The 23980-nt window shown below is 64.4% G+C and carries 20 protein-coding genes and 2 tRNA genes; 5 read left to right on the top strand and 17 right to left on the bottom strand.

Going from position 1 to position 23980, the window contains the following annotated elements:
• Positions 1 to 252: 252 nt before the first annotated feature.
• On the top strand, positions 253 to 678 hold the full coding sequence (locus F6W70_RS03745; RefSeq protein ID WP_151485955.1) for a hypothetical protein: 426 nt from the start codon (positions 253 to 255) through the stop codon (positions 676 to 678).
• Positions 679 to 1167: 489 nt separating this feature from the next.
• On the opposite strand, the gene F6W70_RS03740 is transcribed toward F6W70_RS03745, so the two are convergent.
• Complete coding sequence (locus F6W70_RS03740) at positions 1168 to 1488, bottom strand: hypothetical protein (protein WP_318278788.1); 321 nt, start codon at positions 1486 to 1488, stop codon at positions 1168 to 1170.
• A gap of 440 nt (positions 1489 to 1928) precedes the next feature.
• Between F6W70_RS03740 and F6W70_RS03730 the strand changes: the two genes are divergently transcribed.
• Entirely contained in the window at positions 1929 to 2261 is a 333-nt protein-coding gene (locus F6W70_RS03730) for a DUF7882 family protein (protein WP_151485953.1), read from the top strand.
• A gap of 199 nt (positions 2262 to 2460) precedes the next feature.
• Here F6W70_RS03730 and F6W70_RS03725 read toward each other — a convergent pair whose 3' ends face one another.
• From F6W70_RS03725 to F6W70_RS03710, 4 genes are all read right to left on the bottom strand, one after another.
• Positions 2461 to 7755 (bottom strand): beta strand repeat-containing protein, encoded by a 5295-nt coding sequence (locus F6W70_RS03725; protein WP_170287853.1) that lies wholly within the window; start codon positions 7753 to 7755, stop codon positions 2461 to 2463.
• A gap of 479 nt (positions 7756 to 8234) precedes the next feature.
• Complete coding sequence (locus tag F6W70_RS03720; RefSeq protein WP_170287852.1) at positions 8235 to 9071, bottom strand: helix-turn-helix domain-containing protein; 837 nt, start codon at positions 9069 to 9071, stop codon at positions 8235 to 8237.
• Between the two features lie 806 nt (positions 9072 to 9877).
• Positions 9878 to 10270, bottom strand: coding sequence for a hypothetical protein (locus F6W70_RS03715; protein WP_151485950.1), 393 nt, complete (start codon positions 10268 to 10270; stop codon positions 9878 to 9880).
• Complete coding sequence (locus F6W70_RS03710; protein WP_318278787.1) at positions 10257 to 11279, bottom strand: antitoxin VbhA family protein; 1023 nt, start codon at positions 11277 to 11279, stop codon at positions 10257 to 10259. Before F6W70_RS03710 ends, F6W70_RS03715 begins: the two co-directional genes overlap by 14 nt.
• Positions 11280 to 11820: 541 nt before the next feature.
• Here F6W70_RS03710 and F6W70_RS03705 point away from each other — a divergent pair.
• Positions 11821 to 12156, top strand: coding sequence for a helix-turn-helix domain-containing protein (locus F6W70_RS03705; protein WP_151485948.1), 336 nt, complete (start codon positions 11821 to 11823; stop codon positions 12154 to 12156).
• A gap of 433 nt (positions 12157 to 12589) precedes the next feature.
• Here F6W70_RS03705 and F6W70_RS03700 read toward each other — a convergent pair whose 3' ends face one another.
• The 3 genes from F6W70_RS03700 to F6W70_RS03690 form a co-directional block, all read right to left on the bottom strand.
• Positions 12590 to 13003: a DUF6262 family protein gene (locus tag F6W70_RS03700; RefSeq protein ID WP_151485947.1), complete on the bottom strand. Its 414-nt coding sequence runs from the start codon at positions 13001 to 13003 to the stop codon at positions 12590 to 12592.
• Positions 12987 to 14765, bottom strand: coding sequence for a tyrosine-type recombinase/integrase (locus F6W70_RS03695; protein ID WP_151485946.1), 1779 nt, complete (start codon positions 14763 to 14765; stop codon positions 12987 to 12989). The genes F6W70_RS03700 and F6W70_RS03695 overlap by 17 nt, the downstream gene beginning before the upstream one ends.
• Positions 14766 to 15001: 236 nt before the next feature.
• Positions 15002 to 16111: a tyrosine-type recombinase/integrase gene (locus tag F6W70_RS03690; RefSeq protein WP_151485945.1), complete on the bottom strand. Its 1110-nt coding sequence runs from the start codon at positions 16109 to 16111 to the stop codon at positions 15002 to 15004.
• A gap of 95 nt (positions 16112 to 16206) precedes the next feature.
• On the opposite strand from F6W70_RS03690, the gene F6W70_RS03685 reads away from it, so the two are divergent.
• Positions 16207 to 16268: transfer RNA gene (locus F6W70_RS03685), tRNA-Lys, on the top strand.
• A 108-nt stretch (positions 16269 to 16376) separates the two neighbouring features.
• Here the strand turns inward: F6W70_RS03685 and F6W70_RS03680 are convergent.
• Both F6W70_RS03680 and F6W70_RS03675 read right to left on the bottom strand, forming a co-directional pair.
• Positions 16377 to 16817, bottom strand: a complete 441-nt coding sequence (locus tag F6W70_RS03680) for a DUF1622 domain-containing protein (protein ID WP_151485944.1) — start codon at positions 16815 to 16817, stop codon at positions 16377 to 16379.
• A gap of 113 nt (positions 16818 to 16930) precedes the next feature.
• On the bottom strand, positions 16931 to 17386 hold the full coding sequence (locus F6W70_RS03675; protein WP_127482830.1) for a hypothetical protein: 456 nt from the start codon (positions 17384 to 17386) through the stop codon (positions 16931 to 16933).
• Between the two features lie 180 nt (positions 17387 to 17566).
• Between F6W70_RS03675 and F6W70_RS03670 the strand changes: the two genes are divergently transcribed.
• Positions 17567 to 18112 (top strand): type 1 glutamine amidotransferase domain-containing protein, encoded by a 546-nt coding sequence (locus tag F6W70_RS03670; RefSeq protein WP_151485943.1) that lies wholly within the window; start codon positions 17567 to 17569, stop codon positions 18110 to 18112.
• A gap of 6 nt (positions 18113 to 18118) precedes the next feature.
• Here F6W70_RS03670 and F6W70_RS03665 read toward each other — a convergent pair whose 3' ends face one another.
• The 7 genes from F6W70_RS03665 to F6W70_RS03630 form a co-directional block, all read right to left on the bottom strand.
• A complete protein-coding gene (locus F6W70_RS03665) occupies positions 18119 to 19063 on the bottom strand; it encodes a DUF1254 domain-containing protein (RefSeq protein WP_127482831.1) in 945 nt (314 codons plus the stop codon).
• Between the two features lie 81 nt (positions 19064 to 19144).
• Positions 19145 to 19660 carry a CGNR zinc finger domain-containing protein gene (locus tag F6W70_RS03660; RefSeq protein ID WP_055865274.1) on the bottom strand — a complete coding sequence of 172 codons (516 nt, stop codon included), beginning with the start codon at positions 19658 to 19660 and terminating at the stop codon, positions 19145 to 19147.
• A gap of 230 nt (positions 19661 to 19890) precedes the next feature.
• Complete coding sequence (locus tag F6W70_RS03650; protein ID WP_151485941.1) at positions 19891 to 20424, bottom strand: DUF1697 domain-containing protein; 534 nt, start codon at positions 20422 to 20424, stop codon at positions 19891 to 19893.
• A complete protein-coding gene (locus tag F6W70_RS03645) occupies positions 20421 to 21002 on the bottom strand; it encodes an isochorismatase family protein (RefSeq protein ID WP_151485940.1) in 582 nt (193 codons plus the stop codon). Before F6W70_RS03645 ends, F6W70_RS03650 begins: the two co-directional genes overlap by 4 nt.
• A 67-nt stretch (positions 21003 to 21069) precedes the next feature.
• Positions 21070 to 21142: transfer RNA gene (locus F6W70_RS03640), tRNA-Thr, on the bottom strand.
• A gap of 69 nt (positions 21143 to 21211) precedes the next feature.
• Positions 21212 to 22765, bottom strand: a complete 1554-nt coding sequence (locus tag F6W70_RS03635) for an alpha/beta hydrolase (RefSeq protein WP_151485939.1) — start codon at positions 22763 to 22765, stop codon at positions 21212 to 21214.
• On the bottom strand, positions 22762 to 23919 hold the full coding sequence (locus F6W70_RS03630; protein ID WP_151485938.1) for a DNA polymerase III subunit delta': 1158 nt from the start codon (positions 23917 to 23919) through the stop codon (positions 22762 to 22764). The genes F6W70_RS03635 and F6W70_RS03630 overlap by 4 nt, the downstream gene beginning before the upstream one ends.
• Positions 23920 to 23980 lie beyond the last annotated feature (61 nt).

Raw genomic sequence — 23980 nt, 5'->3', positions numbered from 1 at the left:
AGGTGCCGTCCCAATGAAACAGCGGGCTTCCGTCGTCGACTCGACGTTGAGTACAGCGAAACTCCTCATGTCACGTGTCACTCGAAGCGCGGTGTTCGCTCGCGCTCTTCCTCCTCATCCCGGTTCCGGTTCCGCCTCCGGCAGAGCAACGCCCACGACCGGCTAGTCACCACCTGACCAGGCAAGCAGAGGTTCGAGACCCAGCATGCGTGTGACCGGTGGCGTGTCTGCCCCTGTCAGTAACGTTGGTGTATGAACCTTGTTCCGGACGCCCGCGCGGTCATCACCGCATTGACGATCACAGTTCTTGGAGCGATGATCTCCCGAATCCAGCCGACCGCGCGCTGGTCACGTCAACTCGAGCGCGATCAGAACATTATGGACCGGGTGACCGGCTCTCGCGAGCGACGCGCGTGGCAGGCGTCGTACGACGAACGTGCTCGCAACCTTCGGGTTTATCGTGAGCGCGCTGGAGTGGCAGAGAATGTCCTCCCGACACTCATCGTTCTCGGGATGTTCCTCTGGGTGAACCTCTTCATTGTCGACCCGGTCGGTCGCGCGGTGGTCGTCGCCAACGGGGAGCTCATGATCTCGTTGAGCACTGCTGTCGCCATCGCCGGGTCATACCTTCTCTACGCCTTCGCTAGCGGTCGGTTTACGATGCCGAGAGGCGCCTGACGGTCCAACTGTGTCTTGACTGTTGTGGGCGCGCGCTCTTCGATAAGCCTGCGTGTGATCAGTGCGATGCAGAGCGCGAATCAGCGCGACAGGCGACTTCCGGAGCGGTGTCAGATGGAGCGCCGTTTCTGTCTTGCCGGAGGCCGTGCCAGCATCACGAAGGCGGCGCTGACTCTTGCCTAGAACGGACATCGGCGACTGTCGCGTTTTTTCACCACATGGCGAAGCGGGGAGCCGGTCGGCGGTACCGCCGGGAGTGGTTGATGACAGCCGGCTCCGCACTGCTCTTCCCATACATGGCCAGGCTCTTGCTGCTGACGCTGACCTGGAACATCGCCTACTCCGTCCCCGCAATGGATCTTCATCGGGATCATGGTGACCGGGTCGGCGGCGCTGCTTGCCTGGCACTCTCGAAAGGTCTTGAAGACGCGACGAGCCCAACGCGAGCAGCTGGTGTCGGACTCGTAGTCGTCGAGGCGTTGTCGGCAGTTACGCATAATCCTCGTCGACGGCGACAGCATTGCCCCAGACCCAGCAGCGGAACGTCTGGTCACCGGCCCGGAACTCGATGCCTGCAGCCAATGGCGTCGACCGCGCGAGCTTCGCATCGACCCTTACCGCTTCGGCTCCGAAGCGCACCCAGGCGCGGACCGTACGAAACGGCTGCGGGTAGATCGTGACCGGCTGTTCCCGGAGCGCGAGCTCGCGGTCCGTCAGCGATTGAAGAGGACCGACACGGGCGGCGGCGAGGATGGTCTGATTCTGGGAGCGCATGTCATAGTGGGCCGCCAGGCGCTTGCTTGTGCCCATGCCGGCTCCCTTCTCCGGCTCCGTGACAATGGTAGCAAGATTCGAAGATTTGTTCTATAGTCGATTCATGCGACCGGCTCCTGCTCATCTACCTGCGACTATATGGATGGTCGACGACATCCCCTCGCGCATGGTCTTCGCCGGGCGTCGTTGGAAGGTCTCTGACAGGCCCACGCGACTCAGACGCTCGATTTGGTCAGCGGTTCCAGGGTCGGACCGAGGACTGTGCGGGTGGCGGTTCCAGGGCACGGATGACGAGGGTTACTCGCTGGTGTTCGACGTCTTCAGAGGTGAGGATGGCTGGCACGTGCACCAAAGCTACGACTAGCAAAGTTGTCCGCGTGGAGAGCTCTGCGCGCGGAGCCCCACCCACCCGTCGATGCGTGACGTCTCACGACGCCGACGCTCTCATTCGCCGGGGCTGCCGATACCGTTGAGCTATGGCGACTCTCAACTACGGTGCGGCGAACGATCCAGTCCACATCGATGACCGTGCGCTCGCGCATCTGAAGGTTGCCATCGCGACAAAGCTGCGCCGGAATGAGAGCTTCACCCTGTCGTGGAAGCATCCGGAGGGCGATCCGGTCGGGCGTTCGACGATCTGGATCCATCCGTCAATCCCGCTCCGTTTCACCTTCGATGAGCCAGACGCTCCACAGTTGAATGTGAAGTGGATCGAGGAGCTCATGCACTCGGCGAACTCGACCGGCGGCATCATGCTCATCGATGAGGTTCTCGAGGCGCCTGAGAGGGACGAAGAGTCTACGAGCTAGCTCGCTTCCGGCGGATGACATTCGGCCGGTTCGCTGACGCGGTCGAGCGCGGTGGGCGATTTCGTTGTGATGCATGGGGTGCAGATCCCCGCTTAGACCTGCCGTCACCGTGTGCGGTGGCTGATCTTCCTCTTGCCGGGTGCTCGGAGGCGCCGCTGCTGAGCGGCGCCTCCGAGTTTCCAGTCTGATCCGTTTCGCGTCAGACCTGTGCGTCGTCTCGGCGGCGGCGAGCCATGACCAGCAGCCCACCGGCTCCCAGCATCAACAGACCGACGAGGACCACGCCGGTGGCGATCTCACCACCTGTGATGGCGAGGCCAGGAGCTGGCGGAGTGTCGTGGTTTGTCTCGACGGGCGGCGGAGTGATGGGCGGCACGGGGTTCTCCGGCGTCGACGGCGGCTGCGCTGACCCCTCGAGATGGTTGTTCACGACCGTGCCTCCCGGCACCGAGGCGTCGACCTTCACCGAGTAAACGACCACGACCTGTGCGCCGACCGGCAGAGCACCTGTCCAGGACAGAGTCGTTCCCGAAAGCGTTGGCGCGGTGGCCGCCGCCCCGTTGACAGTCGCGCTCGGCGTGCCTGTCAGCTCGGCGTGGTTGAGTACCTTTGACATGTCGTCCGTGAGGACCACGGGGTCGAGAACCGTCGCGCCGGTGTTAGTGCCAGTGACGGTGTAGGTGATGGTGTCACCGCCCTTGACTCGTGTCCCGGATGCCGGGTCGGAGGTCTTTGTGACCGTGAAGCCGGGCACGGGGTGCTCGGTCTCAACCGGAGGCGGGGTGATGGGCGGCAGGCCGGGAGGCGTCGCTGAGCCCTGAGCAACGTTGTTCACAATTGTTCCCGCAGGAACATCCGCGTCCAGAGTCACCGTGTAGGTCAAGACCACGGACTCACCGACGGCGAGCGAACCGTTCCAGGTCAGCGTCGTGCCGGTCAGAGCAGGGGCAGTCCCGAGTGACGCGGTGGGCGTTCCCGTCAACGTTGCGTTGTTCAGCACTTGAGACAGGTCGTCCGTGATCGTCACCGGATCGAGAACCGTGGCACCGGTGTTCGTACCCGTCACGGTGTAGGTGATGGTGTCGCCGCCAACGACCGTCGATCCCGACGCCGGGTCAGACGTCTTGGTGAGCGAGAAACCGGGAGCTCCCGGCGTGGGGTGCTCGGTCTCCACGGGCGGGGGCACGATGGGCGGCAGACCCGGAGGTGTTGCCGATCCCTCGACGTGGTTCTTCACGACCGTAGCCGGGGGAACATCCGCATTCAGTGTCACCGTGTACGTCAGGACCACCGCTTCACCTACGGCAAGCGACCCATTCCAGGTGAGCGTCGTCCCCGTCAGTGCAGGCGCAGCTCCCAGCGATGCAGTGGGCGTACCCGTCAGCGTCGCGTTGTTCAGCACTTGGGACAGGTCGTCCGTGATCGTCACCGGATCGAGGACCGTGGCACCGGTGTTGGTTCCGGTCACGGTGTAGGTGATGGTGTCTCCGCCGCGGACGAGCGTGCCCGGGATGGGGTCGCTGGTCTTGGTGAGGGTGAAGCCGGGCACGGGGTGCTCGGTCTCCACGGGCGGCGGGACGATGGGCGGCAAACCCGGAGGCGTCGCAGAGCCCTCAGCAACGTTATTGATGATCGTCCCCGCAGGGACATCCGCATCCAACGTCACCGTGTATGTGAGGACGACCGAACCACCCACAGGCAGACTGCCGGTCCAGGCCAGTTCATCGCCGGTGAGCACCGGGACGGCACCCACGGATGCCGTCGGGGTTCCGGTCAACGTCGCATTGTTCAGCACGTCAGACAGATCATCGGTGATCGTGACCGGATCCAGGATCGTCGCACCCGTGTTCGTACCCGTCACCGTGTACGTGATGGTGCTGCCGCCAGCAACCGCAGACCCCGACACAGGGTCGGAGGTCTTTGTCAGGGCGAAGCCGGGCACGGGGTGCTCGGTCTCCACAGGCGGCGGAACGATGGGCGGCAAACCCGGAGGCGTTGCTGAGCCCTCAGCGACGTTGTTGATGACCGTCCCCGCCGGAACGTCCGCATCCAACGTCACCGTGTACGTCAGTTCCACGGACTCACCGACAGCGAGCGATCCGTTCCACGTCAGAGTCGTCCCCGTCAGCACCGGCGCAGCACCCAACGATGCAGTCGGTGTTCCGGTGAGCTCGGCGTTGTTGAGCACCTGGGAGAGGTCATCCGTGATCGTCACCGGGTCCAGAACGGTGGCGCCGGTGTTCGTACCCGTCACCGTGTAGGTGATGGTGTCGCCACCGATGACTGCGGAACCGGAGACCGGGTCAGAGGTCTTCGTGAGCGCGAAGCCGGGCACGGGGTGCTCGGTCTGTACCGGAGGTGGGGTGATGGGCGGCAGGCCGGGAGGCGTTGCCGAGCCCTCAGCGACGTTGTTCACAATCGTTCCGGCAGGTACATCCGCATCGATTGTCACTGTGTACGTCAGGACCACGGACTCACCGACAGCGAGCGATCCGTTCCACGTCAGAGTCGTCCCAGCCAGCACAGGCGCAGCACCCAACGATGCCGTCGGAGTTCCGGTGAGCTCGGCGTGATTCAGCACCTGCGACAGGTCGTCCGTGATCGTCACCGGGTCCAAGACTGTCGCGCCCGTGTTCGTACCCGTCACCGTGTAGGTGATGGTGCTGCCACCGGCGACCGCGGAGCCCGACACCGGGTCAGAGGTCTTGGTGAGCTCGAAACCGGGGGTACCCGGCGTGGGGTGTTCAGTCTCGACCGGAGGCGGCACGATGGGCGGGAGGCCCGGGGGTGTCGCCGAGCCCTCAGCCCTGTTGTTCACGAAAGTGCCGGTGGGAACATCGGCATCCAACGTGACGGTGTAGGTGAGCACGACGACACCACCCACGGGCAGCACACCCGTCCATGTCATCTCGTCGCCGGCAAGTACCGGTGCAGAACCGACAGATGCTGTCGGTGTTCCCGTCAATGCCGCGTTGTTCAGAACATCGGACAGGTCGTCCGTAATGGTGACTGGGTCGAGCACCGTCGCACCGGTGTTTGTTCCGGTCACGGTGTATGTGATGGTGTCGCCACCGTCGACTGTCGTGCCCGACACGGGGTCGGAGGTCTTCGTCAATGTGAAGCCGGGCACGGGGTGTTCGGTCTCCACGGGCGGAGGCACGATGGGCGGCAGACCCGGAGGCGTTGCCGATCCCTCGACGCGGTTGTTCACCACGGTCCCCGCAGGAACATCCGCATCCAGTGTCACCGTGTATGTCAGTTCGACCGATTGACCGACGGTGAGCGACCCGTTCCAGGTCAGCGTCGTACCCGTCAGCGCAGGCGCGGCTCCCAGCGATGCCGAGGGCGTGCCCGTCAACGTCGCGTTGTTCAGCACCTGAGACAGGTCGTCCGTGATCGCCACCGGATCGAGAACCGTCGCACCGGTGTTGGTTCCGGTCACGGTGTACGTGATCGTGTCGCCACCGGCGACGGCAGAACCGGTTTCGGGGTCACTCGTCTTGGTGAGAGTGAAGCCAGGCACGGGGTGCTCGGTCTCCACGGGCGGCGGGACGATGGGCGGCAGACCCGGAGGCGTCGCAGAGCCGGAGGCAACGTTATTGATGACAGTGCCCGCAGGGACATTCGCATCCAACGTCACCGTATAGGTCAGCGTCACCGAGCCACCGACAGGCAGGCTACCGGTCCAGGCCAGGTCGTCGCCAGTGAGCACCGGGGCGGCACCCACGGATGCCGTCGGCGTGCCGGTCAACGTCGCGTTGTTCAGCACGTCGGAGAGGTCGTCCGTGATCGTCACCGGGTCGAGAACCGTCGAACCGGTGTTCGTGCCAGTCACGGTGTACGTGATGGTGTCGCCACCAGCAACCGCAGATCCGGACACGGGGTCGGAGGTCTTCGTCAACGTGAAGCCCGGTTCGGCGGGTACGGCTGCCGGAGTGTTGTAGATGATGCACGAAACCTGAACGCCCTGTTGCGTGTTGACGCCAAAGCCAGGGTTCGACGTCGTACCTGCATTCGTGACGGCGACGGGAGCGCCGGTCTCCTGATTGATACAAACAGCGTTGGAACCCGCGACGGGGAACAGCTCGTAGCCAGGTTGCTGCGTCTCGAGCACCTGCACGACGCCAGACGTCGTGGGGGCGGTGTACGCGACACCGTAGTTCACGGTGCCATCCGCAAGCGTGAGGGCCGTGGTGGCTCCGACAAGCGAGGTACCGGTCGCGGTGGTCGACGCGGTCATCTCCCAGTTCTCGCCCGGAGTCGCCTGTGCAATGGTCCCGCCCTCGGGGACAATCATCTTCTGCACCTGGAGGCTGGAGTCACAGTCCGCAGCGAGTGATGCGAGGTACTCGGAAGCATCGTCGAAGTCAGCCGCGAGGACGTAGTCCGAGTTCGCGACGGTACCCGACACTGCGCGGAGGTTATAGGCACTGGCGGGGGTCAGGGCGGGACCGACACCGACGGCGATGACGCGTGAACCCTGTGCCTTGAGCTGGTTGGCCGAGAAGATGCCGGCGTCGATGTCCTGGAAGGCGTTGAACGCCGAGGACGAGGCGCCGGGCGCGTCAGAGTAGACCGTTGGGTTTCCGTCGGTGAGCATCACGACAAGGTCGTACGCGTTGCCCGAGTTGGCCGCAGCGGCGAGGCCGCGATCCCAGCTCGTGCCGCCGCCGAAGTTCCAGGCCGCATACTGCGCCTTGAAGGCGTCGGCCTCTGCGGTCGTCGTAACAGAGAGCGGCGTGGGGTTGTTGCTGGCGTTGTTACCAGGGCTCACCGTCGAGAACGAGAAGAGAGACATCGTTGTGGGGGTGCCACGGAAGGCATCAACGAAGCCGCCCATCGTGTCCTTCAGAGCGGCGATGCCTGTCGCGCCGAGAGATCCCGATGTGTCGGCGACGATGGCGATGTTGAGCCCGCACTGAGCAGCGGGGAAAGCCGGGTTGACGCGGGACTGGTTCCAGAGGCCCGTCGTGCGCGTGACGTTCGATCCCTGCCCACCTTCGGTGTTCGCATCCAGTCGGTTGCGCATGAACCCCAGATCGGGGTTCGTGAACGCGGCCGCGTCTGTCATCGCCGTCGTGGAAAGGTAGGTGACGCCGGCACGGAGCTGCGTGTCCGTGCGGAATCGGTAGTCCACGTCGAAGTCGGGAGTAGCACCGAATCCACCGACTCGAGCATCCGGGTTCGAGTACCACCCGGCCGGGGAAGCGCCCGTCTGCGCGACCCAGAATCGGGTGTCCTGCGGCACGCCAGTAGCTGATGCTGCGCCGGCGCGGATCGGGATGATGAAGTTGCAGTCGCCATCGGCATCCGACACACACGTCGTCCAGGACCATGAGCTGTCGTACTGCGCTCCCACAGCGCCCTGGCTGAAGGAGACAGCGGTCGGTTCAGTCGACGCCGTGCCCGCGCCGAACAGCGACAGCTGGACGCCCGCGACGCCCTGGACCGTGCCGTTCGCTGCGCGGTCCCCGCCGACCTTGACCGAGATCACCGCAGATCCAGGAGGTGGAGCTGGCACGGCGGCCTGAGCGGATGGCATTGCCCCGAGGAGGGACATCGCCACAGTGACAAGCACGATGAGCATCGCGCTGAGCTTGAAGCCGATGGAATTCGGCGAGAGGGAAGCGTGTCGCGTTCCACCCATTGCAGTACGACTCATCAGACGACCCCGCCGTTCGGTGCCTCGCCGATGCTGAATGAATTGACCATCAAGAAACTCCCCCTAGATGCGCGCGGCTGTAACGAACGCGAAAACTGACTACCCCGAACTGTCCTTGTTCACCCTTGAACATCGGGGCGGAACTCAAGCACAGCTTTGAACTGAACCTGGCAGAACGCGACGAATGCCGGTATATCCATGCGGGCATTGACGTGGTTTCTGCGCAGAATGACGTGTTGTCTAGACGCTGATGCGGACTGCATGCGTTGGTTCGCAACGACCAGGCATCGCCGTGTCTCTGTCGACCGAAGTCACTCATGAGGTTGGTCTATCGTGTCGGCCGTGTGTTGACGCGGCCCCTCGGGCTGGAACTCCCGAAGCGCTCGCGTAAGTGAAGACACTGAGCCGAATCCGACGGCTGAGGCGACCTCCGCTGTCGTGGCCTTTGGCTTCGCCCGCAGATATTCATGCGAGGCGCGTGCCCTCATGGCGCGTACTTCTCGCATCACCGAGGTGCCTTCCACGGCGAAGGCAGCTTGCAGGGTCCTTTCGGAGCGTCCGGCGTTTTTCGCCAGACTGGCAGTGCTCATGTGGGGCCGTGAGTATTCGCGAGCGATGACGCGCATCGTCTGCGTGAATAGGCTGAGTTCGGAGGGAACTCCATCGGCGACTAGCCGCACGAGCGACCGCGCAACTTCGGTTGCTGCCGTCTCGAGCGGCGCGACCAGGGCTGATTCGTTGACCGAGATCGCGCACACCGTCCTCATGAAGGAGAAGAGCGGCGCGAGCAGCCCCCCAGGCACCGGCGCAGCTGGATCGTATTGAGTGCCGGAAAGGTCGAGGCCGTTCATCAGGCGCGAATGCATGCTGATGTACAGAATCTCGTTGTTCTCAGCGGTCGAATGGAACACGACCTCCTGCAGTCCCGGCGGGATGAGGAACAACCCAGGCGGCTTCCGGAAGACGACTCCCGCAGACTCGACCTCAAGTCCGCCCACTAGACATGCCATGACGAGACCGCGGTCGAGGGATATTTGATCGCGTCGCCAGACGACCTTCGACCGGGGAAGGGTGACGTGCACGAAGGTGATGTCACTGAACCGCGTGATCTGAGCGCGAAGGGCCTGCTCGTCGGCGAGAGATTCCATCTGGATGTTCGCGAACGCTAGATAGTCAGTCAGCGAATCGTCGCGACGCGCTGCTCCCAAACCTCGCACGGCGATACTCGCGCGGTCGAAAGGGACCGTCGATTCCCTGCGAAGACGACGCCTATGCGGCATTGGGTTCCCCCTTGATGTGATTCTAGAACTGCATTCAGACGACCGGCTAGCGACCGCACGGGCGCGGGATCGTCAGGAAGTTGAGCCGCCACGGGGCCTCGACGCTCAGGACCTAACCCATGATTCGCCGGAGCCAGCGGGTAGGGCTGGGGAGCAGCCCTACCCGCGAGCCTTGCTCTTGAAGGGAGAACGCGGCCCAGATAAAGCCAGCTCAGGTCCTAGGACCAGCGTCGGCTTCACTGAGTAGACGCAGTACCAGCGGTTTTATTACGCGATTTGAAGGGGAGTTCCGGGACCGAGGTCGCACCCCTGCAGACCAAAACTCCAGTGCAGTCGAACCCGAAAGTTCTCCACGCTCGAGGAGAGCTCGGCGCAGAGAATGGACTTTGAACACGTAGCTTCATGAGCGCCACGCCGATGCATCTCGCTCGGCATCGCGCGCCACCTCGTCGAGACGTTTCGCGCGCAGCGCCTCGATGGAGCGGCAGGCCCTCATCAGTCAGCGCGGTGTTCAGCCATAGCGCCTGGGTTCAGGGGCTGGCCGTACCGGGTCCGCAGAACGGCCAATACGTGGCTCTCCGTGGCCAGAAGCCGCCCCCTAGTGCTGCCGGCGTGGAAGAAGAGCGGTTGCTCTGCATGGCAACGACAGCGGCATGCTCCGGCACGCAGAGCACTCAGCTAGTCCACGCCGCTGCGGCTTGGTAATCATCGCGGAGGACGTCGTCGATCTGCCCGGCGCGTAACTGTTCGATGGCGCTGAGTGTTTCCTCGCCGGTCTCGTCGTCGACTCGCGTGTTGAGCCACTGCGCCCACGTCCACGTCGATTTGGTCCCTGTTCTCAGCACATGAAGGACATCTCCGACGCCGTCGACGACGTGACGGTCGGCAATCTGGAATGCCGGGTAAAGGAGAACGCCGTCGTCTGTCTCGAGCTCGAGGAGAGAGAGTGATTCGACGGCCGCAGTCACCTGCTCGGATGTCCATTCGAGTGTGCGGGCGATAGACACCACCGTGTAGCAGGGGCCGACGATCTCGGCCCAGGGGCTCGGCGACTCATCGTCCGTCATCGTCGCGCCTCTCGTTCTCCCGTCGAGTGTGGCGTCGACGGACGTCTTCAATCATCTCGTCAAGGGTGCGCCGGCCGTCGACGTAATCCTGAGCGTCCTGGAGAGCCGCGGGACTCGGGGAGAGCCCGTCAAGTACCCCGGAGTGCAGTGCCTCGGCGGCCCCCTTCGCGCGCTTCTCGCGAGCGAGGTAGTCCTCCTCCCACTGATCTGCCATCCCGCGGATGATGGCGAGGCTCGGCGTCGCCGTCATCAACGTCTTCATGTCGAGGATCCCGAGATTCCCCTCCTGCCCATCGCGGCCCATGCTTGCGACGCGGCGGCCGTCCTCGGTCTTACCGCCGCCCGGCGCATGAAGGTGCCCGTGCGTGAGCAGCTCTGGGCGCACCGCATCCCAGACTTCTGCGACCCTAGCTCGAGATGCCGCGGACGCGTCGAGCGCGGTCTTCGGGAAGCCGTGCGGGTTCGTGCGCAGGATCTCCCGGACGGGCCGGACAGGAGTGCCCGCAGGCGACTCGTGGGTGAGCATCAAGTCAGCAGGACCACCGGCGCTGGCCTCGGCTACGTTTTGGTCGCTGATGGCCTCGTCCGGCCACCACGTCAGACCTTCGATCCGCGACTGCCGGTCGACGGACGCGGCACCGCCGAGGGACAGAACACGACGTCCCCCGATGGATAGGCGCGCCGGGCGGGGGAGTAGCCAGATGATGTCGGAGACGCGAACGGCTGCGCCTGGATGTTCGTTGAGGAGAGGGGTGATCTCGCCCCAGGGTTCATGGTTGCCGAGGGTGACGTAGATGCGCTCGATGTTCGTCTCGGCGAAGACCTCGTCGGTCGCCGCCGGCGACATCCACCAGTCGCCGAGGTGCAGCATCGTGGTCACGTCGGGCGCGAGGGCAGGGAGGGCCCTTGCCAGCATCCGCGCCCATCCAAGGTTCCCGTGCCAGTCGCCACAAACCGCCACCCGCTCGTCCGGCAGCGTGATGGTCGTCGTGTGCTCAAGTGCCTTCACCTCGACCTCGCTGCCTGCCGGGCTCGTGACTGCTCTCGGAACGCCGGTCCCACTCGAAGGCTGCGCTCCACTCCGGGATCCCAGCTGATCCATCCGCTGCGTCTCCATTGAATCGCGATGTGGAGGCGGAACGCGTGGTGAATGCTCGCGCGCACGGGATAGGCCAGACCGGCAGGCCACTCCGGGTGGAGAGGCTCGTCTTTGAATAGTTCGGAGAAGAGCTCCGAGAACGTTGGGCCGCGTCCGGTGCGGCGGCGCACGCGCGCGATGAAGATGCCCGCGGCAAGACCGCGCCGGCCCACCGATGCACCTTCGGTGAGCGCGTCAAACGCTTCGATCCAAGCCCGAGGAGCCTCGACCTCTGTGGCACTCCACCAGATCGGTCGCGAATCAATCACTGCTACTCAACAATCGGGGTCGACCTGAACGGGACCTACGCATCGAGGCGACCCGGAGCCGATGCGCAGCGGCACACGTGCAGGTCGAGACGCGCGGTTGCGTCTGTCGATGGAGTGAATGTTTCGTATGGCTGTCCACGATTATGCCATATCAGAAAGGCCATACGAGGAAGGCTTCTCGTCAGGCTAGAAGTGTGGGAAAGAAGCCGGCGAGTCACAGCGCAGAGTGGGAAGCCTTCGCCGGCGAACTCGGTGTGAACCTCCATCGTGCTCGGATCGCGTCCGGCCTCTCACAGGAGGCCGTCGCTTACCGAGCTGGCCTCACGAGATACACGTATCAAGCCTACGAGCGAGGTCGGTCGCAGGCCCACACCCCGGCGAATCCGACGCTGTTCGTGATGGTCGCCTTGTCGCAGGTGCTTGATGTGCCGCTCCACAAGCTGTTGCCTTCGGATCTCCCGGACGTGACAACGCGATAGCCTGCGTTCCGTCGCGTCACCCGCTGGGTCTGCGCGCTCAATGCTCACCTCGAAGCCGCTGAAGGACCTCCAAGCGCGTTCGAGTTGCTAGGCTGGGTCCGCCCCTATAGCTCAGTTGGTTAGAGCAACGGACTTCAACACAAAAAATGGAGCGCTGGCGTAGAAATGCGTCAGATGACCGCCGCTATATGCTGGAACACCCTTAGAGCCTGAGGTACTCGCCCGCGAGGGCAGTGAAAATCCGATGGATTGGGCAATCAGCAGGTAACCGCAAGGGAACCTCAGAGACTACACGCGGCGCACCTGACCGGCTCGGCCGAAGGTGAAGATATAGTCCAGACTGCAAGCCGGTGACGGTGGCTGGGGAAACTCAGTGCAGCAGGTTAATCCGTGGGTCCAGGGTTCGAGCCCCTGTGGGGGCACTGTCTTGGCCTTAACGCCTTCGTGCTTCCTGATCGAAGAGTTGGGCTGTCAGGTTCTCTACTCGCGCCACGAGTTCTGATTTCTCATCCTCAAGCTTCTTCTTGGCGAGTTTCAATTTCTCGATCTCGCGAAGCGCGGTCGCAAGCCTGGCCGTCAGCGACTTCTCGTTCGGTGTCGCCGCCACTCGTCGCATCCCAACCTTCGACTCCTCGCTAGCCTTGGCAATGAGTTGGCGAAGATCTTCGTGCGTGTAAATGAAGCCTCTCGAGACTCCGGATTCGCGAGCTACCGCGTTCACGTTGATAGTGGCACCGCGTTTTCTGAGCACGCTGACACCAAGCTCAACATCCGCTCTGGCCCTTGCAGACTTTCGTCTGTTAGCGCCTTGCAGCACGGCGACTCGATCCTCACGGTTCGGTCGCATCCTCCACCTCCTGTTCACGGATGGTCGCGATTATCCGTTTCAGGTTATCGTTCGGGCGGCGATTGATCTCGATGATTCGAAGATGTCCGGCTTTCTCCGCGGCGCTGATCGTCCTGTCAAAATCTGCACTCTGCGCTTCGTGGACTGGAAGAAACGCCGCGGAAGTCAAGAAGTTGGGGCAGTTGTCCAAGCACGCATTCGCATGGGGACATGATTGTTGAATCGGAAGCCCGCACCAACCGTTCGGAAGAGGTTGCACGGCCCTACCGATCTTGTACAAGAGGAACTCTGCCTCTGCAGCTTCTCCGGTGGGTAGATCCAGCAGCTCCCCCTGCACGTTGATGAACTTGGCCTTTTCCCACTCTGCGCGAACGAGCGTATCCGTCGCGTGTGCATAGATCTCGGTGGATGCGATGCTGCGATGACCGAGCAGCTTCTGCACGATCTCCATCGGCACGCCCTTCGCCAGCATCTCCGTTGCGAACGTGTGTCGAAAACGATGAGCTGTGACTACGACAAGTTCTCCCGTATGCTCACGAACGTCCAGTTTCCGAACCCAGTCTTTGAGCACCGTGCTGAGCCGCTCCGGCGCCAGTCTTTTCGTTATGGGCGCCACTGGGTTCGGGAACAGATACTCAGCGTGCGCCATCCCCATCGATTTGGAGGTTTCGATAGCTCGCGATTGCTGCTCGCGAATGGCCGCCGCGACGAGAGGCTCCACAGGAACGGTCAACACTTCGTTCGACTTCGTGTCGAGAAATGACAAAGCCCACTTGTTGTTCGGCGCGCCTCGGTTCAGATCGATGAGGCAATCGAACGGCAGGCTGCATGTGTGACCCGCGCGAAGCCCGACTTGCATCATTATCAGCATGGCGGTGCGATGCGACGGGTCTGAGATCAGTGCGAGGTTTTCCTGCCTCCGCAATGTGTCGATGACTCGGGGTTCCAGGAAACGCGGTTTCGGCTTATCTCTTTCGGGCAGCTCTCCGGGCAGATAGAACGCGTTGCCAGGGATTCGGTCCGTGACTTCTATCCGAGCGAACTGAATCAGTGCGCTCACCGCCGCGATCCGTTTGCTTCTCCACCCCGCAGACTGAGGCCTCCCGTCCTCGTTCTGCATGCTGTTGACCTTGCCAATCCATGCCAGGAGCAGGTCCCTTGTTAGGTCTTCCGGTTCAGCCAGCCCCTTCTTCTTTGCCCACTCGGCGAACAGAACGAGGTGCCGTTCCTGTGCTCCGATGTGCTGCGGTGACGCGGCGCGCGTGTTGAGCCTGTATGTCACCCAGCGTGAAACCATTTGGCGCAGCCAGGGGATCTCGATGAGCTGTCCGGCCGACCAGCGGTGTGAGCCACCACGAATACGGCCGAGGCGCCGCTTGACGTTGACGTCGCCCGCCGCCATCCGTATCCAGCTCGGGAACTCCTTCATATACATTCCGAACGGCTGTAGGTAGCTCTTCGTACCGCCTATCACCTCGGTGCGCTTCAGCTCGGAGTCAAGATCACGAATCGACGTCACGCCGACTGCCTCGAGCCGCTGAATGAATGCGTTTATCGTGCTTACAACGAAGGCGGCGCCGTACTCCCCGGTGCCCCTTCGGCTGATCACGAACGCGAGCTCTGCACGCAGGATCTCAGCGGAGCAAGCTTCGAGGTTGATGATCCCCTTCCCCGAATTGCCACCATGCCCCTTGTCGACAACCGGCTTTGCTACAGCAGCGTTGGGCAGAAACTCCCCTAGGCTTGACCACTCTCCCCCCAAGTACTGTTCCCGATGGATCCTGCAAAGAGTAAGTCCGGTGGACGAGGAGCCCCTTTCGCAACCACTCACGCTGCACGGTCTTGGCGAGTACAGGCCGCGCGGATCGGGCGGGAATTTAAGCCGACGGTAGTCCTCCGGCGTCTCCTCGACGAGCCAAGCGAGGTATCGAGCATCTTCGGAGGATCCTTCGCTGCTGCCACCAGTCGCGACCGGGGAGATCCGAGCATCATCTGAACTCAAGACGACTCGACCTCCCAAGCTCCCGACTCGATGAGGACTTGTCTGAGATCCTCGACATCGAGATGGGAGTAAATGTCCATCGTCGTCGCCACGCTCGCGTGGAACACAAGTTTGCTGATGACCTTCGGGGACATGCCGGACTTCTGGCACATCGTGACGAAGCTATGGCGCAGCGTATGGAGCGACCAGTCGTGCACGCCGGAAGCTCGTCGTAGGCGCTCGACTATAGAGTGACCCGCGCGGGCATTCATGGGCTGCAGGGTGCGAAAGTCGATGAACACGAACTCGCTGTCAATGTAACCGTATTGTTCGTGCATGTACTCGATGTAGAGACGCGCAAGCTGCTCGGAGATCGGAATCGTTCCGGTCCCATGGCGCTTCGACCGCGCACCGTTGGGATTGTTGTTACGAGCCTCTACTGTCAGGGTCGCGACGCGCGTGTCTATATCCTCATGCTTCAGCCCGAGAATCTGTCCCATCCTCATCCCGGTTGAGAACGCCATCATGATGAAAAGGCGGTCGCGGTGATCTCGGCATGCATGCACGATCTCCAAAACCTGATCAAGGCGAAGGACCTTCGTACGCTTCTTCTTGCGCCGGATCCTCGGGCCTAAGACTCGCCTCGTCCGATGCTTGTTCGCCCGTCCAACGCTGTCGACGACCGTGAAGCGCGGTCGCCGCACCGTGGCGGCCGTATCCTTCAGCCGCTGGAATCCGCGCTCGCCCGGCGCTCCCGGCCCCAGGGAACCGAGGAACGCGTAGAAGGCTGCAACTGAGGAAAGTGCTCGATTCACGCTGCTATCCGCGAGAACGGTTTCCGACTCATCAACCACCGTGACGTTCTCAGATGGGTCGCGCAGCCAGCGAGCGAACGCGGCGAGTACCTCGTTAGTCACATCGTCGAGCGTCTTCTTCGTTTCCTCGAGGAATTCTGTGTAGAGACGGAGGTCGTAGGCAGTCGCCCGCAAAGTGTTTGGAGAACGACGGATGTTCTCGAGATAAGCCAGGTAGCGATTGGGCTCAACCACGAGTTCGTCATTGGCTCCCAGGATCGCCCATCGAACGGGAACCCCGGACGACGTCCTGCCGATGATCTGTATGCGCACGGATTCTCCGTCTAGACAATAGCTGGCTGTGTGTATACGCCGAACATATCAGGAGCTCCGAAGGATCCGCAATGACGGTATAGACACCACGGCAAAGTACGAAGTTAACATCGGACTTTTAATCCGCGGGTCGTGGGTTCGAGCCCCACGGGGCCCACCCAGAAGACGATGTGCTTGGGGTATCCGCACGAGCCGTCAGTAGCCCCGGGCGTCCACGCCTCCGTCGAGGAGGACGGCACATCCGCGCGCACCGCGCGCAGGTCGCTCAGGGTGTCGGCTTTTCGGATGCAACGGCCGTCGCCTCCGCGGCACGGTCTCGGCGGACGTTCTCCGCGATCAGCTGGCCGCCACTGGTCAGGAGGGCTCGACGCCAGGGCGCGACACCCTCGATCTCGATCTGGATCGACATCGAGAGCACCGTCCGGATCAGCACGATGAGGCCGAGGATCACGGCGTCCTCGATCGACGGCTTCGACGTGATGGTGCGGATGAGATCGGCAGCGACCAGGACTTCGAGGCCGAGCAGGATAGCGGCGCCGAGCGTGTTGCGCAGGAGCAGATAGGCGGCGTGGCCGTCGCCCGACCGTCGCAGCGAACGGACGGCGAGCACCACGGCGATGATGAACCCGACGACCATCGCGAGCGCACCGAGCACCTCGAAGCCCACCGCGATCACGGTGAAGAACGATTCGATCCCCTCAACCACGTGGCCCCCTCATTCTTGTTCGGTCAGGTCGCCCCACCGACAGGATCACTCTACGGTGACGTCGAAGACGCGCGGATGCTCTCTCCGCCGCAGTTCGCCTCTCGGCAGCCGTCTCAGGACTCGCCGCCAGGCGCTCCGGTCAGCAGTTCTTCGCGGATGTCGGCCACTCCATCCGGGAGGGTCTCCCCTTCGAGGGCGAACACCGGCGCCTCCTGGGTGCCGCCGATGCCGCACACCGCGACGCTGTCCGCACCGTCGAGCGTCTTGGGGATGACCACGAACCAGAGCGATGACGGTTCGAGCCGTTCGGTGGTCGCCATGTCGCCGAAGTACGTCGCGTTCGGGGCCAGGGCGCGAGTCCTCTCGGTGCAGAGCTGCACGAGCACCGAGGGAGTGAATTCCGTCCCCGCCGCCGGCGGTTCCGCGGTCTCGGACGCCGAGGGAGACGGCGTGGGGGTCGGCGAAGACGTCTTGGAGGCGGAGGGCGAGGGGCTCGCCGCCGGCTCGGGAGCGCACCCCGCGAGCAGGACGAGCGCCGAGAGGAGGACGAGTGCAGGACGAACGCGCATGTCTGGATCGTACTGCCGAGGCTCCTCGATCCGAGCGGAGCGCTCCGCGGGCCGCCGCTTCTCCCGCTCACCTGTATCACCGGCTCGCCTGCGCGGCTACCCCCTTCCCTCCTCTTCCGCTGCGGGGGATCGTGGAATCGTCCCCCGAACGGCGGACGACTCTCCAGGAAAGGACGAACGATGACTCTCAGCGGCAGCCGCGTGGCATTCCTCGCGACCGACGGATTCGAGGACAGCGAGCTCACGAGTCCCTGGGATGCAGTGACGGCGGAAGGCGCGAGCGCGACCATGATCGCCCCGGACGGTGCGGCCATCACCGGCAAGAACGGACATGAACTGGCGGTGGATCTGCACGCGTCTGCGACCACTGCGGATCAGTTCGACGCGCTTGTTCTGCCCGGCGGCGTCGTCAACGCGGACCATCTGCGCATGGACAAGGCCTCCGTCGATCTGGCCAGGGCCTTCTTCGAGCAGCACAAGCCGGTCGGCGTGATCTGCCACGGCGCCTGGATCCTCATCGAGGCCGGTGTCGTCGACGGGCGCACGCTCACCAGCTACCCGAGCCTGACCACCGACCTGCGCAACGCAGGCGCGACGTGGGTCGACGAAGAGGTCGTGGTCGATGAGGGCCTCGTCTCCAGCCGCACGCCCGACGATCTGCCGGCGTTCAACGCGAAGCTCGTCGAGGAGATCGGCGAGGGGAAGCACGCCGGGCAGACCGCCTGACCGTCTTCAGTGGGCGGGCTCGACCGAGGGAACGGTCCAGCCCGCCACCTCGGCCAGCCGTGGACGGTAGAGGCGGATCAACAGGTTCCATCCCTCGGGCGTCGGTATCCGGTTGGGGCGATCGTCGTCGAAGTCGCCGAGCCACACCGTCATGGATCCGTCGTCGTTCTTGACGCCGAACACGTCGTTGACGTTCGTGATGCCGGAAGCGCTCGGCTCGAAGTATCCGTCGCCGTTGTACACGCTGACCGAGTAGAACGCATCCGCCGGCACGTCGCGGAGCGTGAGCCGGTAGCGCCCGGGCTCGAGCCCGGGGAACAGTGCGACGTACTGCGCCTCATCGTCGGGGAGCCCGCCCCAGCCGGCAGCGGTTCCCAGCAGGTGATGCACGGGGTCCACCTGCTCGACGCTCCCGAAGCTCCGCGAGAATCCGGGAAGACCCTCCGCGAGCCCCAGGAGATGATCACGGGTGACCTTATGGGTCACCGGGTCGAACGCCGACGGTGCGAACGGGGTGGCAGAGCCCGCATCCACACGCATGCCGTCCTGGATGCGGTGGACGGCATCGAGGTCGTCGGGATCAGTCGGATCGAACAGCACGCGGGCGGCTACCACCACGTAGTCGGAACCGAACTCGTCGACCGTGAGATCGTATGTTCCCGGCTCGTGCAGCACCCGGTTGATGTAGTGGTCCTGGTTGATGATCATGACCGAGACGTATCGGTCGCCGAACGGCGGAAGCGTGAACGTCGCTCCGTGAGAGATGTCGACGATCGCGACCGAGTAGAGCGTGTCGCGGTTCTGTCGGATCACGGGCTGCCTGTCGAGCGGTGCCAACTGCCGATCGTGGTAGATCGCGTTCACGGCCCCGGCCTGTTGCAGAATCCGATCGATCATCACGTCCGTCTCAGCACGGGCGAAGTTGTCGACATTCACGATCACATCAGACACGTCGTCTCCTCATCGTCTCTCGGCCATCGTGGCACGGAAGCCTCGCGCATGGTGTGGCCGAAAGTCTCGATTCGCCGTCTGTCAGATCCGGGCGCGGTGTCTGCGCACCGCCGCACGGTTGGCGCAACGCACGGAGCAGAAGCGCTGGCGGCCGTTGCGGGTCACGTCCGCGACGACTCTCGTGCAGGGCGCGGCCTGGCAACGACTCAGCCGGCTCATCCCCCGGGTGACCAGATGCAGCGAGGTACCCAGGCTGATGACCGCCCGGAGCACGTAGGGCATCGACGGCACGTCGTCGCGGTAGTGCAGGTGCCATCCTTCGTCGTCGTGGTTCGTCAGGCGCGGGTAGGCGGCTGCGGCGGCGAGTTGTGCGTTGAGGAGGGCCGCTCGCGCGTCGGGGTCGGGTTCATCGACGATCGAGAGCCATTCGTCGATGACCACCCTGACCCGCTCATGGTCATCCGCGGCGGGCGGGAAGGTCTGCGTCATCCCCAGTTCGAGTGTGCGCGCCTCGATCCCTGCTCGATCCACCGGCCAGTCGTTGGCCAGTGACGCGGCCAACAGCACGGCATACTCGCCGTAAGGGTTGAGATGCATAAGACCATTACATCACGCTGGATGCATGACCTCGCTGAACACGCTTCCGATCCCCCGCGTCCACCCCGCTGCGCTGGCGCACGAGCATGCCTGGCTCGTGGAGTCACGTCATCCGACGAGCGAGGGCATCGTGCTCTATGTGCGGTGCCCGGCCTGCGACACCCGCCGGGTCGACCTGCAAGCCCACCCGCACACGCCACCGGCAGCGATGAGTACAGATCTGGGCGGAGTCACGCCGTCAACTCGATGAGCGTCCGCGTCGTCCGCAGGTTGCGTGCCGTCCCCGCGACGCCGAGCGCCCGATCCAGCACCGCCTTCGTGAGTCGGGTGGAGTGCATGCCGCCCTCGCCGTAGTCGATCCACATGTCGTCACCGACCAGCGCGATCCGCTCCGCCGGAAGGAGGCGCTGCTCCAACGCTTCGATCGCACCCTCCGACGGCGAGCCCTGGAGGAACATCGCATGCACGAACTTCACGTCGCCCTCGGGGAACGGCTGCGCGGATTCCGAGGACACCAACTGCGCGTGCGTGCGGTGGATGACGGGGGTGTCCACCCCGAACTCGACCCGGATGGCCGCGCGCACAGCGTCGCACGCGGCATCGGGATCCAGTGGCGTGCGGCAGAGGATGTTGCCGCTGGCGATGTAGGTGGAGACGTCGCCCAGGTCGGTCTCGGCGGCGAGCACTTCGCGGAGACGCACCATCGGAACGCTGTTGCGGCCGCTGACGTTCACGGCCCGCAGGAGCAGGACGCTCCGGCTCACGCCTTGGGGCTCTCGGCCAGTTCCGCTCCCGCGTGCACGAGCTCGGCGAGTGCGGCCTCGCTGGGCGCGGGTGCGACTCCGGCGACGAGGTCGGTGAAGATGCGGACGCGAACGCCGTGCGCGATGGCGTCGAGGGCTGTCGCCCGCACGCAGTGGTCGGTCGCGATGCCCACCACATCGGCCGTGAGCGCGCCCGCCGCGGTCAGGATCGCGCCCACCGTCTCCCCCGCCTCCGTCCGACCCTCGAACATCGAGTACGCCGGCTTCCCCTGCCCCTTGCGGACATGGTGGGTGACGGCATCGGTCGCCAGAAGCGGGTCGTACTCGGCCCCCTCAGTTCCCGCGACGCAGTGCACGGGCCACGAGTCGACGTAGTCGGGAGTCGGCGCGAAGTGCCCTCCGTTGTCACCGTCGGCGTCGTGCCAGTCGCGCGAGGCGATGATCACGTCGTAGTCGCCGGCGTGGGCGGTGAGAAAGACGGTGACGGCCGCGGCGACCGCATCGCCTCCCTCGACGGCGAGTGCCCCGCCTTCGGTGAAGTCGTTCTGGACGTCGACGATGAGAAGCGCTCTGCTCATGCTTCGAGAGTACGCCGTGAGGAACGGGAAAGGCCCCGTGATGTTCTTCGCATCACGGGGCCTTCGGAGCCGCTTGTCAGAATCGAACTGACGACCTTTTCATTACGAGTGAAATGCTCTGCCGACTGAGCTAAAGCGGCGTGCGACGCGTGAGCGGCGCGATCACCGATGTTACCCTGTCTCGCGCTCTCTCGCGAATCGAGGCCGCATCACTCGCAGCGGAGGCCGTCTTCGGGCACGACATCATCGAGCAGGAAAGCCTCGACCGCGTCGTCGACGCAGGCGTTGCCCTTGTTGTACCCGGTGTGCCCTTCGCCGACGCGCGTGATCAGAACACCCTCTTCGAGCTGGTTCGCGAGTGACTCGGACCACTCGTACGGGGTAGCCGGGTCGTTCGTGGTGCCGATCACGAGGATGGGGCCCGCACCTTCGGCCTTGATCTCGCCACGCGTGCCCGTAGGGGGGTACGGCCAGACCGAGCAGGAATCGGGGCCGGTCCAGTACGGCGCGATCGTCGGTGCGCCCTGAGCGATCTTCGCGTTGATCGCTGCCTCTGCTGCGGGATCGTCTTCCACCGGGTAGTCCATGCAGTTGTAGGCACGGAAAGCTTCGGCGGAGTTGTCGGTGTAGGTGCCGTTCTCGCGTCCGTTGTAGAAGTCGGCGAGGAACAGCGCCGATGTCGGGTCGCCCTGCAGCGCCTCATCGAGCGCCTGCGTGAGGTAGCCCCAGCTGTCCTGCGAGTAGAGCGCCGCGATGATGGCGGTCATCAGGGAGTCCGCGCCGAGCATGCGGCCGTCTCCACTCTTGAGCGGTGCGCTGTCGACGCTCGCGAGCAGCGCTCCCAGGTCGGTCATCGCCTCATCGACGGTGCCGTTGAACGGGCACTCCCCCGAGTCGAGGCAGTCCTGCATGTAGGCGCGCAGCGCGGATTCGAACCCGAGCGCCTGTGTCGCTCCGACCTCGAGCCCCGGAACGGCGGGATCGATGGCACCGTCGAGCACGAGACGACCGGCCTTCTCGGGGTACAGCTTCGCGTAGGTCGCCCCCAGGAACGTGCCGTACGAGTAGCCGAGGTAGTTCAGCTGCTTGTCGCCCAGCACCGCGCGGATCAGATCCATGTCGCGGGCGGCGTTGACCGTGGTGATGTAGGGCAGGATGCCGCCGCTGTTCGCGTCGCACGCCTCGGCGAAGGCCTTGTGCGAGTCGAGCAGCTCAGCCTCCCACTCCGCCGTGCCACGGGCCGCAGCGGGGATGCTGTACAGGTACTCGTCCATCTGCGGGGCGTCGTAGCAGGTCACCGCGGTCGATGCCCCGACCCCGCGCGGGTCGAACCCGATGACGTCGAAGTTCTCGATGAGGTCGGAGCCGACGGCGTAGTCGAGGTTGTTGAGGATCAGGTCGACACCGCTCGCCCCGGGGCCACCCGGGTTCATCAGCAGCGAGCCGACGGGGGTGCCCTCGGCGCGGTGCCGAACCACCGAAAGGGTGATCTCGCCCTTACCCGGGTCTTCCCAGTCGAGAGGCGCCGTGACGTCGGTGCAGTCGAAGCCGACACCGCACTCCGTCCACGTCAGCTCCTGCGAGTAGAAGGGCAGCAGGTCTTCGGCGACGCCCACGGTATCGGGGGCGCTGGTCGTCGACGGCCGCGAGGACTGCTCGGGGATCATCGCGTACAGACAGCCCGAGAGCGCGACGGACGCAGCGGCCAGCCCTGCGATGATCGCGGCGGCTCGACGCAAGCGGGAAGTCGATCGATTGTTCACGGTTTCCTCCCGCTCGTGATGGTCACGAGCAAGCTCTCCAGGGCGAGCAGAGGGGCGACGTTGCGCTCCAACGACTGCCGCGTGTCGGCAAGGTGGTCAAGTACGACAAGCGTACGGGTCTCGGACCAGGCGGATGCGAGGTCGGTCAGCTCGGGGCGCAGCTCACTGTTGATGAGATCGTCGCCACGGCCGAACTGCAGCATCACGACGTCGCGGAACAGCGACTGCAGATCGGTGAGCACGCGGTCGATCCCGTCGCGCAGGCTGCGCGTCGCACGCTTCTTCTGATCGTCTTCGAGCGCGGAGAGCTGCGTGCGCAGGGCCGGCGGGACCGCCTGCCCCTCGGCGATGCCGATCGTGCGCAGCAGCGACGCCCGCTCCTGGGCGTCGCGCTCGGCGGTGAGCGCCTTCGCATCCTCAGTGGCGGCCTGGATGATGCGACCGGCGACCTCGACCGCATCGCCCACTCCCCTGACACCGAGGACGGAGCGAAGAGTCTCGTCGCGGCGACGCCGAGCCGCATCGTCGGTGGCGAGCCGCTGGGCCATGCCGATGTGACGCTGCGCGTGCCGCGCCGCCTGTTCTGCGACGACCTCGTCGACGCCGGTGCGCAGGCTGATGAGCCGGGCGACATCGGCGACGTCGGGTTCCCGCAACCGCAGTGAGCGCACGCGGGATCGGATCGTGGGCAGCAGGTCGGCCTCGCTGGGCGCGCACAGGATCCACACCGTCTGCTCCGGCGGCTCTTCGAGCGCCTTCAGGAGCACGTTGGAGGTGCGCTCGACCATGCGATCGGCGTCTTCGACGACGATGACCCGATAGCGCCCCGCAGAAGGTGCGAAGTAGGAGCGTTCGACGAGACCGCGCGCCTCGGCGATGGTGATGATGACCTTGTCGGTGCGCAACGCCGTGACGTCGGGGTGCGTGCCGGCGAGCACCTGGCGCATGACATTCTCGTCATCGGGCCGGTCGGCGATCAACGCGGCGGCGAAGGCGTACGCGAGGGTGGAGCGTCCCGAGCCCGGCGGGCCCGTGATCAACCAGGCGTGCGAGAGGGCAGACGGATCGGATGCCGCGGCGCGGAGCGTGTCGACGGCGGCGTCCTGCCCCCACACATCCGCCCAGGGAAACGGGGCGGGAACGGTCTGGGGCATGGTCTCAGCCTAATCGCGACCACCGACGCTCACGGCACGGAGGATCGCTTCCTCGCTCGGT

Origin of the sequence: Microbacterium maritypicum, assembly GCF_008868125.1 — a bacterium.
Lineage (GTDB): Bacteria > Actinomycetota > Actinomycetes > Actinomycetales > Microbacteriaceae > Microbacterium > Microbacterium maritypicum.
The sequence above is the reverse complement of the archived record's forward strand: the minus strand, read 5'-3'. Positions and strand labels throughout refer to the sequence as shown.